The organism is Planctomycetota bacterium, assembly GCA_016207825.1.
GTDB lineage: Bacteria > Planctomycetota > MHYJ01 > JACQXL01 > JACQZI01 > JACQZI01.
On the sequence record JACQZI010000011.1, the window covers coordinates 59153 to 73051 of the forward strand.

The 13899-nt window shown below is 48.5% G+C and carries 11 protein-coding genes; 4 read left to right on the plus strand and 7 right to left on the minus strand.

What is annotated here, in order from left to right; translation table 11 throughout:
- Positions 1-222 precede the first annotated feature (222 nt).
- From HY811_06105 to HY811_06120, 4 genes are all read right to left on the minus strand, one after another.
- Entirely contained in the window at positions 223-942 is a 720-nt protein-coding gene (locus HY811_06105; GenBank protein ID MBI4834371.1) for a hypothetical protein, read from the minus strand.
- Positions 943-969: 27 nt separating this feature from the next.
- Positions 970-1146 (minus strand): hypothetical protein, encoded by a 177-nt coding sequence (locus tag HY811_06110; GenBank protein MBI4834372.1) that lies wholly within the window; start codon positions 1144-1146, stop codon positions 970-972.
- Positions 1147-1310: 164 nt separating this feature from the next.
- Positions 1311-2855: a YifB family Mg chelatase-like AAA ATPase gene (locus tag HY811_06115; GenBank protein MBI4834373.1), complete on the minus strand. Its 1545-nt coding sequence runs from the start codon at positions 2853-2855 to the stop codon at positions 1311-1313.
- A gap of 3 nt (positions 2856-2858) precedes the next feature.
- Positions 2859-4148 carry an insulinase family protein gene (locus tag HY811_06120; protein ID MBI4834374.1) on the minus strand — a complete coding sequence of 430 codons (1290 nt, stop codon included), beginning with the start codon at positions 4146-4148 and terminating at the stop codon, positions 2859-2861.
- A 97-nt stretch (positions 4149-4245) separates the two neighbouring features.
- On the opposite strand from HY811_06120, the gene queD reads away from it, so the two are divergent.
- The 3 genes from queD to HY811_06135 all read left to right on the plus strand — a co-directional run bounded on the left by queD (position 4246) and on the right by HY811_06135 (position 6292).
- Entirely contained in the window at positions 4246-4617 is a 372-nt protein-coding gene (gene queD, locus HY811_06125) for a 6-carboxytetrahydropterin synthase QueD (GenBank protein ID MBI4834375.1), read from the plus strand.
- Positions 4618-4709: 92 nt separating this feature from the next.
- Complete coding sequence (locus HY811_06130) at positions 4710-5216, plus strand: UvrB/UvrC motif-containing protein (GenBank protein ID MBI4834376.1); 507 nt, start codon at positions 4710-4712, stop codon at positions 5214-5216.
- A complete protein-coding gene (locus HY811_06135; protein ID MBI4834377.1) occupies positions 5213-6292 on the plus strand; it encodes a protein arginine kinase in 1080 nt (359 codons plus the stop codon). The genes HY811_06130 and HY811_06135 overlap by 4 nt, the downstream gene beginning before the upstream one ends.
- Here HY811_06135 and polX read toward each other — a convergent pair.
- A complete protein-coding gene (gene polX, locus HY811_06140; GenBank protein ID MBI4834378.1) occupies positions 6284-7993 on the minus strand; it encodes a DNA polymerase/3'-5' exonuclease PolX in 1710 nt (569 codons plus the stop codon). The genes HY811_06135 and polX overlap by 9 nt on opposite strands.
- Positions 7990-9189, minus strand: a complete 1200-nt coding sequence (locus HY811_06145) for a hypothetical protein (protein ID MBI4834379.1) — start codon at positions 9187-9189, stop codon at positions 7990-7992. Before HY811_06145 ends, polX begins: the two co-directional genes overlap by 4 nt.
- Positions 9190-9423: 234 nt before the next feature.
- Here HY811_06145 and alr point away from each other — a divergent pair, with 234 nt between their 5' ends.
- Positions 9424-10563 (plus strand): alanine racemase, encoded by a 1140-nt coding sequence (gene alr / locus HY811_06150; protein MBI4834380.1) that lies wholly within the window; start codon positions 9424-9426, stop codon positions 10561-10563.
- Positions 10564-11374: 811 nt separating this feature from the next.
- Here alr and gyrA read toward each other — a convergent pair.
- Positions 11375-13879 carry a DNA gyrase subunit A gene (gene gyrA / locus HY811_06155; GenBank protein MBI4834381.1) on the minus strand — a complete coding sequence of 835 codons (2505 nt, stop codon included), beginning with the start codon at positions 13877-13879 and terminating at the stop codon, positions 11375-11377.
- Between the last annotated feature and the right edge of the window lie 20 nt (positions 13880-13899).

Here is a 13899-nt window from a genome sequence, read left to right on the forward strand (position 1 = left end):
TAAAAAACTTCTAATTAAAGGGAATAAACGAGTTTATTCTGATGAAAGTTGCTTTCAAATCACCCTTTATATCCACCCTCCTATCCCGTTACCGAATCAATCAATCCACTGGTTTAAATCTTCTAAAACAGGGTGTTCGACTATAGTAAAGTTTTTTATAGGAAGCTATTATACAAAATCTGCTTAATTAAAATTTATCTATTGAATCGGTTTTGCTTCCTATTATTTCTGCTCTTTCTTCTTCTTTTTTTCCTCTTCCTGTTTTTTCTTTTCTTGTATTTTTCGGTAGTCATCCAAGGCTTTCTTCATGGCAGTCTTCAGGGCTTTTGTATCCTTGGCTCCCGTAATCCTTAGCAGGGGGCTCTTTTCCAACTCTGTTTCTTCCGGGTCTACGATAAATATTGCTGGGGCAGAGGAAACGCCCCATTTTTGCATACGCTCAAAGGCTTCTTCATCTTCAGCTTGTTTTTTCTTTTCTTCTTCACTAAGCTCCTTTGCCTCATCAGGCTTCTTGGGCTTTTCCACTGCTTTCAACTTGACAAATACGAATTTCTCGTTGGTCTTAAGGAGCAGGCGGTCTTCTAAGGCTTTCAGCGTTTTTTCCGAACTCTTTTGCCCATCAACAAAGGCGATGAAAAGGAGTTTCTTCCCCGCGTTAGCATGCTCCACCCCCTTTTCCACGGAATCCAGCCAGCTAATTTCCTTAGAGGCATACAACGCCAGCGCTCTTTTGATTATCTCCAGCGCTTTCCCCGGCGCGGTTTCGTTTTGCATACGGTAAAGGAAAGAATCGCGGGTGATTTCGTTCTCATCCGGGTCAACGACAACTATTCCACCTTTTTTGGTGTATTCATCCATTTTATATTTTTCGGCTTCCTTGGGAGAGGCGTTAACCATATGGAATTCATGGGACATTTCTATAAACTTTTCGTCGGCAAGCACACGGCTTGCTTCTTCCTGCTGGACTGCTCAGGCATCACAGGTGGAAAATATCAGGACAGGCTTGCCGTCGGATTGGGCATTTTTAACGGCATCGTCATATTTCTTTTCCCAGCTAATTTTGGGTTTTCCGGGCTTATTTTGCGCCTGCGCCACACCAACCAGCAGGCAGATAACGAGCAATATGAGAAACATCTTTTTCCACATAGCCATTCCTCCTTAATGCAGTTCGTGGTTGGTATTATACCTCAATTTTATTTAATGTCAATAGAAATCTTGCTAGGTTCCCTACTTTTTCTAACAGGGACTTAAATGAGACTTTGATGAGACGATTTCTTCCAGGTCTATGCGGGAAACCCCTATTTTAATAGTTATGCAAACCGTGAACGGTCAAGACTACGGTATTGGATGGCTTCCGAAATATGCGCGGTCGCGATATCTTCCGCCTTTTCCATATCCGCAATCGTCCGCGCCACTTTAAGTATCCTGCCATACGCCCGGGCGGATAATCCTAATTCGTCTATCGCCTGCCTCAAGAGGCTTTCCGAATCTTCGCCCAGCTTGCAATATTTCTTGATATGCCTTGTCGTCATCTGGGCATTGCAGTTAATCTTATCATTCCTAAACCTTTCAAGTTGAATCTTGCGTGTTTTGGTTACGATATTGCATATTTCGACTGATGAAGTGCCTTCGGCTTTGGAGGATAATTCACGGTAAGCTACGGACGGGACATCCAGATGTATATCAATCCTGTCCAACAGGGGTCCAGATATCCTGGTTAGGTAGCGCTGGACCTGGTTCGGAGAACATTGGCATTCCTTTTTCGGGTCCCCGTAAAAACCACAGGGACATGGATTCATAGCCGCAACCAGCATGAATTTTGCCGGATAAGAAACAGTAGCGCTCGCCCTGCCGATGGAAATAATCCCTTCTTCCAGCGGCTGCCTCAGGCTTTCCAGAAGATTCCTGTGGAATTCAGGCAGTTCATCCAAAAAAAGGACACCGTTATGCGACAAGCTGATTTCGCCCGCCCTAGGCAATGTCCCCGAACCGCCTCCGATTAATCCCGGCTCCGAGCAAGTATGGTGTGGCGCGCGGAACGGGCGGGTAGCTATCAAGGAATTATCCGGCGGCAAAAGTCCCGCTACGCTGTGGATACGCGTGGTTTCCAAAGATTCCTGCAAAGTCAACCGCGGCAAAATAGTCGGTAACCGTTTGGCGAGCATGGTCTTTCCGCTTCCGGGAGGACCTATCATCAGGATATTGTGACCGCCTGCCGCGGAAATGGTCAAAGCACGCTTGGCATGTTCCTGCCCTTTGACATCCGAAAAATCAACTTCGTATTGATTGGACTCACTGAATATTTTATTGATATCCATCTTTAGAGGGTTTATCTTTATCTCACGATTAAGGAATCCGACCGCCTCGGATAATTTGCCGACCGGTATGACCTCCAACCCTTCCACCACGGCGGCTTCCATGGCGTTTTCTTTGGGGAGGATTAATCCCTTTACGCCTTTTGAAGCGCATATCATTGCCATGGATAAGGCACCCTTGACTGGGCGGATTAAGCCTTCCAAAGCCAGTTCGCCGATAATCGCATACCCTTTCAGATTATCGCGCGGGATTATATCATTCGCGGAAAGGATGCCGATGGCAATAGGCAGGTCATAAACCGGTCCTTCCTTTTTTATATCAGCCGGCGCGAGGTTAATGGTCAATTTGCTCTGCGACGGGAATTTATAGCCTGTATTGGCAAAGGCAGTGATGATACGGTCGCGGCTTTCCTTGACAGCAGTATCGGGGAGCCCGACTATCACAACCGATGGCATCCCGCGCCGGGCGTGGTCAACTTCTATTTCCAAAAGATGCGCTTCTATTCCCTTAACCGCAGCGGAGATTACTTTGGACAGCATAAATTAATGTTTCGGACGTATTATGGATACCGCATGCTGCGTCTCGTCGAGGCATTCTTCCATCCGTTTAAGAACGTCTTTTAAAAGCACCCGCTTGATGTATTTCACGGTGTCGAATATCTTGATGCCGTTAAATTGATAATAAATAAAAGCCGAGGAAACGTGTTCCGGTGAATCGAACAGGCGCACGAACCGTCCTGTGGATTTGCGCTTAATCAGGTTTAAATCCCGCTTTTTGATAAGATTCTTTTTGGCGCGCTTGATTCCTTCCAAGAGTCTTGCGTAAAGCTCGTCAGGATTTTCTGCCTCACCCCCGAGCGTCGCCATGCCGTAAGTTGGGTGTATTTCATAATTAAAGCCGAAAGTCTCGTCAATTACCCCGTCGGTATAAAGGCGATTATATAATTCGGATGACTTGCCGAAGATACAATCCATCATGATATCCGTGCAGATATTCTGCATCATAAGTTTCGTCCCGGTCATGCCGGTTTTTCTATCTTTGTAGCCGATGTTTATACGCGGGCGGGCAACCGCCATTTTGATATCGGTTTTCAGGTTCCTTATTTCAGGCGGTTCTGTAACGGTCTTGCGTGCTATTTTATATCCTTCTGGAGATTTTAAGGATTTATTCTTGAAATATTTTTCAAGCTCTTTGATGACCTTTTCCCTGTCGATATCACCGGCAAAGACGCCTATCATATTCGCCGGATGGTAGAAAGTATTATAGCAATCCTTTAAAGTCTGGGGTGTTATCGCCTGTATGCTTTCTGGAGTCCCGCCGATATCCAGACGAACCGGATGCTTATGATACAAGTTTTCGGCAAGGTTCCTGGCGATTTTCAGGTCCGGCATATCCTGATACATCCTCACTTCCTGCTCGATGATGTGTTTTTCCTTTGCTACACCCTCATCCGTAAAATACGGCTCGAAAGCAAGCTTTAAAAGAAGTTTTAGGTTCTCATCAAAATTCTCGGTCGAAGTAAAGAAATACAGGGTCATGGTATAACCAGTTGAGGCATTGTAATAGGCGCCCTGCTGGGCAAATTCTTGCATGATATTACCACACTCTTTATGGAACATCAAATGCTCTAAAAAATGCGCTACGCCGGAAGGAGTCTTGACCCAATCCGTATGCGCCGGTGGTTTAAACTCCAAGTCGAGCGCGCCGTATTCCACGGCAAACATCGTGCTTTTCTTGCTCAGGCCTTTTTTGGGAATAAACGCCAGGGAAAGCCCGTTAGAAAGCTTATCAAAATAATAAGTCTCTTTTAATGCGCTGCTTGTTATTTTCATGGGTTTAGATTATACAAGATAAAGAAGCGCCTGTCAAAGATAACAAATCCTTATCCTTGACTTTGACCAAATTTATGGTAGAATTACGCCATTACTTATGTACGAACTGGTAATCAAAACTAAATTCTCCTCCGCCCATCGCCTGAAACACTACAAAGGCAAATGCGAGGAACTGCACGGGCATAATTGGGATGTGCAGGTTATCCTGGAGGGCGAGGCGCCGGATAAAATCGGCTTGCTGATTGATTTCAAGGAAGCCAAGAAGATTATCCATAAGGAAACCGAGATGCTCGACCATAAGTATCTAAACCAAATTGAATATTTTAAAACGCATAACCCGACAACCGAAAATCTCGCGCGGTTTTTATACGGGAAACTGTCCGCGGCTTTTAAGCGGCGCGGAGTAAAAGTTAAAAAGGTAGGCGTCTGGGAATCCCCCGAATGCGGGGCGTATTTTAGTGAGGAGTAGTTATCAGTTATTCTGTTAAATCTGTTCCCGCCAGAGGCGGGTCTGCCTTTGGCATGATAATCCCGTTGTTAAAATAACGGAGCGAATTAATTATGCTATGTAAAAACTGCAATAAGCGGCCGGCAACCATCCACCTGACTGAAATAAGCCATAATAATGTAAAGCAGGAAATTCACCTGTGCGAGGAATGCGCACAGCAAAAGGGGCTTCCTTATAAACTGCAGTTCTCGCTTTCCGAGGTCTTGAGCAGCCTCATCGAGCCCATCATGACTAAGATGGGCAAAGAAAACCTCAATATGAAATGCCCGAATTGCGGGATAGATTACGCGACCTTCCAGAAGAAAGCCCGTTTCGGCTGCGCCAAGGATTACGAGGTCTTTAAGAAAGGCATCTCGCCGATACTGGAAAAGATACACGGCGCTACCCAGCACTATGGCAAGTTCCCGCAGGGAACCTCCGGCTCCGGAATCCTAAAGGAAAAGGAGCTACTGGATCTCCACCGCGAACTGGAAAAACTGGTGAAAAGCGAAGAATTCGAAAAGGCGGCTGAAATACGCGATAAGATAAAGAAATTGAAAACCAGGAAGAAAACAGAATGAAAATAGATGATTTGATGAACAAGGTCGGCACTTGGCTGGAAGGAAAAGGCAAGGATTCCGATATCGTCATTTCCTCCCGCATCAGGCTTGCCAGAAACCTGGATAATTTCGTCTTCCTGACCCTGGCAAATGAGGAGCAGAAAAAGGAAATCGTCGGCTTCATCCATAACGCACTTGTCTCCGCCAAGATAATACCGCCCATGCATTATTTCAGCTTCAAAGACCTTACTTCGGCAGACAAGCACCTGCTTCTGGAAAGGCATTTAATCAGCCGTGACCATGCCGAAGCGCCTAATGGTGTGACCGGTCAAAATGGTTCCCGCGCTTTGGTTATAAACGATAAAGAGACTTCAAGCATCATGATAAACGAGGAAGACCATCTGAGAATCCAGGGTTTGAGGAGCGGTTTTCAGTTGGCCGAATTATGGGATGAAATAAACGAACTGGACAGCCGCATGGAAAAACACCTGCCTTATGCCTTTTCTTCCCAGTTCGGATATCTCACCGCTTGTCCCACTAACGTGGGAACCGGATTGCGTTTCTCTGTAATGGTCCATCTGCCGGCCCTGGTTTTGAGCAAACAGATAGAAAAAGTCTTCCAGGCATTGACCCGCGTTAAATACACGGTGCGCGGATTCCTGGGAGAAGGCTCGCAATCCATGGGAGATTTTTACCAGATATCCAACCTGGTCACTTTAGGCCGGGCGGAAAAAGATATTTTAAGCGAGATGGAAAACGTCATCCCGGAAATCATAAAATACGAACGCACCTGGAGGGAGAAACTCTTGAATGAACAGGCAAACCAGACAAAGGACCGCATCTGGCGCGCTTACGGAATACTTAAAAACGCCTACACCATCACTTCGGGAGAGACCATGGAACTACTTTCCGCGGTAAGGATGGGAATCAATATAGGATTAATCAAGGACCTAACTATCGCCCAGGTAAACGAGATGTTTATATTTTCCCAACCGGCGCATCTGCAGAGAATCGCCGGAGAGGCACTCGGACCGGAAGAGCGGGATATTTTCAGGGCGAGTTATTTCAGGGGAAAACTAACCAAGCCTTCAAAGTGATTTTCTCTTTTTCTTAATCTCTTCCCAGGTATAGGTGTTAATCACGTCTTCTTTACCCACCCATCCGCGCCGGGCAACCGAAATGCCTAATCTGGCAAAGCCGAGCATATCAGAGTGATGTGAATCCGTTCCTATGGAAAACTTTACCCCGAATTCTTTTGCCCTTTTGCAATTCAGGTCGTTCAAATCGAGCCTGTCCGGGAATGAATTTATCTCCAGGAACGTCCCGGTCCGGGCCGCCGCTTCGAATATTTTATCCATATCAAGATTTACATAGCCTTCCCGGGTGGAAATAAGGCGCCCGGTCGGGTGGGCGATGATATCCACGTGTGGATTCTCCATCGCTTTGATGATGCGGCCTGTCACGTTATTCTTAAACCCGGAATAGACTGACGCCACGACCAAATCCATTTCTTTTAAGATGCTGTCCGGGAAATCAAGCTTCCCATCGGAAAGGATATCCACCTCCGCGCCTTTGAGAATTCGGATTTCCTTAAAGCGTTTTTGAAGTCCGTCTATCTCCTTTGACTCTTCTTTTAATCTGGCGGGTGATAATCCATGGGCATAAGAAGCCGCCTGCGAATGGTCGGTTATCAGGATGTATTCATAGCCGATTGCCCGGGCGGCCATGACAACCTCTTCTATCTTTGACCGGCCATCTGAATAAAGGCTGTGGCAGTGCAAATCGCCTTTTAGGTCGGCGTAGCCAATCAGTTTCGGGAGCTTGCCTTCCAGTGCCGCTTCTATCTCGCCGCGGTCTTCCCTGATTTCCGGCGGCATCAATAGCATATTAACAGCTTTATAAACTTCTTCCTCTGTCTTTCCGGCTATGAGCTTTTCGCCTTTAAAGACGCCGTATTCGTTAATCTTTAACCCCTTATCTTTTGCCAGCGAGCGCAGTTTTATATTATGCGCCTTGGAGCCGGTGAAATACTGGAGCGCCGCGCCGTAGGATTCTTCCGGCACCACCCGCAAATCCGCCTGATGCCCGCTTTTAAGGATGACGGACGCCTTGGTCTCTCCCGCGCCGAGAATCTCCCGAACAATCGGAAGCTCGGTGAAACGCCTGATAATCTTGCCCGGTTTCTCGCCTGTCGCCAGGATATCGATATCGCCGATGGTTTCGCACATCCTTCGCAGGGAGCCTGCCGGCGAGATCTGCTTTATGGATCGAAGGTCCTTTTTAAGTTCCGCGATGATGCCGTCTACCAGCGGCAATGCCCGGCCTAACAGAATCCGGCCCTGTATCTTTGTTACCAGCGCCAGCCCGCGGGAAATATTTTCCACCTTTTTTTCTCCCATCATCGGCAGTTTGGCAAGCGAGCCGTTTTCAATCACCTTTTTCAAGTCATCCACGTTCTTTACCTTAAGCTTGCGAAAGGCAAGGCTTAAAGTCTTGGGGCCCAATCCCGGTATCCGTCTCAAATCAAAGATGCCGTCAGGAATACCTTCGTTAGCCTCTTCAAGCTTTTTAATCTTTCCGGTTGCCAGATATTCTTCTATCTTCTTATGGAGCCCTGTTCCGATGCCTGAGATTTCCTCCAATTTCCCTTCCCGCGCGATGGCTTCGATATCCTTGGGCATTTCGGAAAGAGTCCGGGCGGCCTTGCGGTAGGCGTTTACGCGAAAGGTGTTTTCTCCCTTGAATTCCAGGGCATCCGCAATCTGGAGAAAAATATCGGCTATTTCCCGGTTTTTCATCTTTTATCTAAATATTTAGCCAAATCTATCTTCTTATATTCGGCTTTGGTGGCGGGAATCTTTCTGCAGGCAAGGTAAATCGTCCGCGTTTGCGGATATATCACCATGGACTGGAGATTTATCAGGGGTATCGGAACAGATTTAAGTATATTTATTATTTCATTATGGCCGATTTTCCCATGAAGTCCCTTGGCCTGGATTGCCATGGTGTTATAGCGGTCGTCGCCGTCGGACATCTTCATTTCCGGCGTGACAAACCAGTTGGTCGCGCAGAGAATTCCGTTTGCAGGATACCGCACTGCCACACTCTCAGAAGTGAATTCAATCACCACGGAGTTTCCTCCTGAATCAGCCAGGGCAAGATTGGATGGCGCGGTCCGCCTGGCTGCCTTGACGATTTCAATCGCCTTTTCTATATCGGATGCCTCTTCCAGTATTTTACGGAAGAGCATGGATGTCGGCATGCCGGAATCATTGATGGCGCCGTCAAAGCTGACCAGCATTGCCAGCGACAGGCCGTCCTGGTTCATCCCGGAAATTACGCCGGCCAATCCGGGCCAGGTGATTGAGGCAAATGACTTTTTATTATCGGCCTGCCTGCCGGACAGGCAGGGATGGTAAACCGTAATCATATTGTAATTAACCGCCATGCCAAGTGACGGGAAATCCAGGTTGCGCCCGAAAATAAGTTCCTTCCCTGCCGGAGGGGAGGTAATGATGATACTGCAAAAAGGAAGCCGCGGGTCATCAATCATGGTGTGGAGTAAAAGGAAGTCGTTAATTGATACGCCGGAAACCTTCGTCATGGCATCCAGTTCTTCCATATATTCAGGCGGGATGAAAGGCTTCATTAGCTCCCGGGCTTTTATCGCCCGTTCGAGGTTCTTGCCCTGGGAAAGAAACCGTCCGATATAATTATGAATGAGCGCGTTCAGCTGGGATTTCAAGAGTTCGCCCTGCTGTTCACCCATTTCCTGCGGACTGCCGCGCAGGATAAGGAGGGGAATCTCCTGCTCAAAAGTAAGCTCGCCTTTTCCCGCTTTAGCCGGGGCAACCTCCACCCGTCCTGTCTTCTCGACGACATACGGGGGAACTTCGATAAAACAGCAGAAACTGTTAAACAAGATAAAGCCGGCGGCTAAGAATAATAACAGGACGGCTATCCGTTTCAGCCCGTTTTTGGTTATCAGTTTCATATGTCACCTGCTTAAGATTATATATCACCAAAATTCTAATGGCAAGAGAAAATAACGCATAGATATAATTATTCTAACTATTGAACAATTAGCCCCTTGAACAATTGAACCTGTTTATAGAAACTATTATCGCCCTTCTTTCCATCTGCCGATATAAATACATATATTATCTTTTGCCACTAAGACACTAAGGCACAAAATGGTTCTTTGCGTCTTTGCGGTGAATTTTAACCTATGAAAAAATACCGCACCTGGGCAGAAATCAATCTGGCAAAGGCCGCCGCCAACCTGAAGGCCATCCGGAACAAGGTCGGTCCGGATACCAAGATTATGGTCGTGGTCAAGGCGGATGGCTACGGGCACGGCGCGACGCAAATAGGCCGGACGGTCCTGGAAGCCGGCGCGGCCATGCTCGGCGTGGGCGATTCCACCGAGGCGATTGAACTCAGGCAATCCGGCATCTTAGCCCCGATACTGATACTGGGCGCCCTGATTGAGGAAGAGCTCGGCTGGATTATCTCTTACGACATCACCCCGACCGTCCACTCTATGGATTTACTGCCGCTTTTGGATACCGAAGCCAAGCGCCAGAATAAGAAACTAAAAATACACCTGAAAATTGATACCGGCATGAGCCGTTTGGGCGCCTCGCCTAACCGCGCGGTAGAAATAATAAAGAAGATTAAGGCATCGCCGAATTTGCAACTGGAAGGAATCTGCACCCATCTTTCCTGCTCGTTTAACCACAATGAGCTCGATTTCACCAAGAAGCAGATAGAGGCGTTTAAGAACATGGTCAAGGAAGTGGAATCTAACGGCTTTCGAATTCCCTTGAAACATCACGCCTCAACCGGGGCGATATTCACACTGGCTAACAGCTTCTTTAATATGGTCCGTCCGGGCGGGGCGATTTACGGGATAGACCCGGGCAACGTCTCAGAAAAAGGCGTCAAGTTCGACCCGATTCTCTCCTTTAAGTCGCAGGTATCGTTTTTGAAGACGGTTCCTTCCGGGACGCCGGTCGGCTATAACCGCACTTATACCACCAACAAGCGCACGAAGATTGCGACCATTCCGGTGGGCTATAACGACGGCTATCCGTATCAGCTGGGCAACAAAGGCATGGTCCTTATCCGGGGAAAGCGCTGTCCGATTATCGGGACGATTACCATGGACTATATCATGGCGGATGTGACCCACCTGCCTACCGGACAGGCAGGTCTGCCGGCGGTCGCAGTTGGGGATGAGGTCGTGCTGATAGGCGAGCAGAACGGTGAAAAACTGCCCGCGGAAGAATTGGCGAGGCTGGCCTGCGTTTCGCCTTATGTCATCACCTGCGGATTAGGCAAGCGTGTCCGCCGCGTTTACGTGTAAAACCCATATCAGAACAGGTTCCCTTTCGGAACCAATTTACTAACCTAGCACATCTTTCTAATTAACTAATGGAGTAGCAACGACGTCCCCGTAGCGCAGCGAAGTGGTGTAACATAGGTGGGGTTCTCTAGTCTACTACAGGTGGTTTCATAAGTCCTTTTAGGGGATTACCCCCTTTTTTGACAAAGGGGGAAATAGGGAGATTTTATACCTTATGAAACCTCTTCTAGTCCATTGGCTACCTTCACTTAAGTCTTGCTATTTCGATTCTGATTAAACTTAATTTCCCGTCGCACCCCCTATTCCAAGTGCTTTGACCGGTCCGGATAGGGGTCAGGAGGGGGGTATAGGGTAGGTGGGTATAGGGGGTGGTGATACCCTGTAAGGAGGGCATAACTATTTTTGTTCCCCTTAAATAGAATTTCGAGATACTCCCTTTTCGCGTTCGGGATACGCCGGAGAGGGATACCCCTGGGGATATAGGGGGGATGGGTAGAGGGGGGTGTTTTCATCTGTCTGGGAGGGTGCGAAGTCTTTAGCCGTTCCAAAGTTTATAGGATTCAGATTGATATGATTCTTTCTGCAGTAAATACTTCGGATAATTAGCCTGCTTGGAATTAATAAACGAGGGTATAAAGCTGAATCGCTTTACTCCGGACGGCGCAAGCCACCTTGATTTTATCAAGGAAAACGGGCAACTGTTCTTGGAGGTGAAAGTTTCCCAGGTGTAACTCTTCGGCAAACCAAGGGTAAATTGGGGGCGTTCTTTGAACGCCCCCTTTTTTATTTGTGTTGGTCTGTAAAATTATATTTATTCGCCTTCTTCTTCGTGGACGACGCGGGCGACTGAGACGAGTTTATCGTTTGCCTGCAGGGAAATGAGCCTGACCCCTTGGGTGTTCCTACCGATGACCCGGATGCTCTTTACCGGAATCCTGACAACCATCCCAGCTGAGGTGCCCATGATGATATCGTCATCGTCTTTCACTTCCTTCATGGCAATGAGCTTGCCGTTACGGTCGGAAGTCTTGATATTATGGACGCCCGTCCCTCCGCGGCGCTGGATGCGGTATTCGTCGAACCCGGTCCGCTTGCCGTATCCTTTTTCGCAGAGGCTCAAGAGCGAGGAATCCTTATCAACGATAATCATATCCTTGACCTGATCACCTTTTCTTAAACGTATGCCGGTCACCCCACGCGCCGAACGCCCCATCTGCCGAACATCGGTCTCCGGGAAGCGGATGCTCATGCCGTCGCGCGTGCCCAGGATAATATGGTCTTTGCCGCCGGTTACCCGGACTCCGATAAGCTTATCGCTGCCGTTCAACTTCAGGGCGATGATACCGCCTTTCTTGGGATTGCTGAACGCCTTGAGCGTGGTCTTCTTGATATAGCCGCTCTGGGTCGCCATGACCAGGAACCCTTCATCAAAGTTCTTGACCGCGATTGCCGAGGTAATGCTTTCGCCCTGCGCCAGCCGGATGAAGTTTACCAAAGCGCGGCCCTTTGCCTGACGGCCCATCATCGGGATATCGTAAACTTTTATCCAATGAACCTTGCCGAGCGAGGTAAAGAAAAGAATATAATCGTGCGTGGAAGCGATGAAGAGGTGCTCCGCGAAATCATCTTCTTTTATTTCCGCGCCCATGACGCCTTTCCCTCCGCGCGCCTGTTTGCGGTAGGAAGTCAAAGGCATGCGCTTGACATAGCCGGCATGGCTGATAAGGACGGCCATGTCTTCCTCGGTAATCAGCTCTTCCAGGGAGAAATCCTGCGCTTCTCTTTTCAATATCTGGGTCCGGCGGGCATCGCCGTATTTTTCTTTTATCTCGTAAAGGTCTTCGCGGATGATATCCAAAACCAGCCCGTCATCCGCTAATATCGCCTTATATTCGACAATCCTGTCTTTCAGTTCTTTCAGGTCTTTTGCCAGCTTCTCGTGTTCCAGGCCGGTCAGGCGCTGTAACTGCATTTTAAGGATGGCATCGGCCTGGATTTCGCTCAGCTTGAAGCGTTTCATCAGGCCTTCGCGGGCGATATCCACGGTCTTGGATTTCTTTATCAGTTTAACGACGGCATCTATGTTATCTATGGCGATGATTAATCCTTCAAGTATGTGCGCTTCGGCCTCGGCTTTTTCCAGGAGGAACCTGGTCCGCCGCTTGATTATTTCCATCCGGTGCTCTTTATAGGCGACCAGTATTTGTTTCAGGTTTAAGACCTGCGGGCGGTTATCCACCAGGGCAATCATGATAATGGAAAAACTGTCCTGGAGCGGCGTGTTTTTATAGAGCTGGTTGATGACCACCTGGGCTTCCTCGCCGCGTCTGAGTTCGATGACGATGCGCATGCCGTCCTTATCGCTTTCGTCGCGGATATCCGAGACGCCCTGTATCTTATCGTTTTTAATCAGGTCGGCGATGCGTTCGATGATGCGCGCCTTTTCCTGGTTATAGGGAATTTCGGTAATGATTATATTTTCCCTGCCGCCTTTGGCTTCTTCGGTGGCGACCTTGGCGCGGACGGTGATGATGCCGCGTCCGGTTTCGTAAGCGCTCTGGACGCCTTTAAACCCGCAGATGATTCCGCCGGTCGGAAAGTCCGGGCCTTTGACGATTTCTATAAGTTCGCTTATGGGGGTGTCCGGCTTATCTATTATTTTAATGATGCCGTCGCATACTTCGGAAAAGTTATGGGGCGGGATGCTGGTCGCCATGCCGACGGCGATGCCGGAAGAGCCGTTGCACAGGAGATTGGGGAATTTGGAAGGGAGGACAGTCGGTTCCTCGCGGGTTTCGTCATAATTCGGGACGTAATCCACCGTGTTCTTTTCCATATCCTCCAGCATCTGCATGGAGAAATTGGTCATGCGGGCTTCGGTATAACGCATGGCGGCCGGGGGGTCGCCGTCAATCGAGCCGAAGTTGCCCTGACCGTCAACCAGCGGATAACGGCAGGCAAAATCCTGCGCCATCCTGACCAGTGTCGGGTAAACAACCTGTTCGCCGTGCGGATGGTAGTTACCGGAAGTATCGCCGGCGATCTTGGCGCATTTGCGGAACTTGCTCCGGGGACCGAGGCCTAAATCGTTCATCGCGACCATGATGCGCCGCTGGGAAGGTTTTAAGCCGTCGCGCACATCCGGTAAAGCGCGCGAAACGATGACGCTCATGGAATAATTGAGGTAGGAATCCTTCATCTCGTCTTCGATGAGGAGGTCGCGTATGTTCCCGCCGTTGGGAGAAGCGCTTTCCGGAGCGGTTTCTTTTTCCACGGTCTTTGCCGCGGGTTTATTCTTATCAGGCTTATCTTTCATCTTGCTCATGGCTTGTTTAT

What these genes read in the sequence shown, in the direction of transcription:
- polX (MBI4834378.1), bottom strand. Translation starts at nt 7,993, where the DNA reads ATGAAAAACCGGGAAATAGCCGATATTTTTCTCCAGATTGCGGATGCC.
- alr (MBI4834380.1), top strand. Translation starts at nt 9,424, where the DNA reads ATGAAAAAATACCGCACCTGGGCAGAAATCAATCTGGCAAAGGCCGCC.
- gyrA (MBI4834381.1), bottom strand. Translation starts at nt 13,879, where the DNA reads ATGAAAGATAAGCCTGATAAGAATAAACCCGCGGCAAAGACCGTGGAA.
- HY811_06120 (MBI4834374.1), bottom strand. Translation starts at nt 4,148, where the DNA reads ATGAAAATAACAAGCAGCGCATTAAAAGAGACTTATTATTTTGATAAG.
- HY811_06135 (MBI4834377.1), top strand. Translation starts at nt 5,213, where the DNA reads ATGAAAATAGATGATTTGATGAACAAGGTCGGCACTTGGCTGGAAGGA.
- HY811_06115 (MBI4834373.1), bottom strand. Translation starts at nt 2,855, where the DNA reads ATGCTGTCCAAAGTAATCTCCGCTGCGGTTAAGGGAATAGAAGCGCAT.
- HY811_06130 (MBI4834376.1), top strand. Translation starts at nt 4,710, where the DNA reads ATGCTATGTAAAAACTGCAATAAGCGGCCGGCAACCATCCACCTGACT.
- HY811_06110 (MBI4834372.1), bottom strand. Translation starts at nt 1,146, where the DNA reads ATGTGGAAAAAGATGTTTCTCATATTGCTCGTTATCTGCCTGCTGGTT.
- queD (MBI4834375.1), top strand. Translation starts at nt 4,246, where the DNA reads ATGTACGAACTGGTAATCAAAACTAAATTCTCCTCCGCCCATCGCCTG.
- HY811_06145 (MBI4834379.1), bottom strand. Translation starts at nt 9,189, where the DNA reads ATGAAACTGATAACCAAAAACGGGCTGAAACGGATAGCCGTCCTGTTA.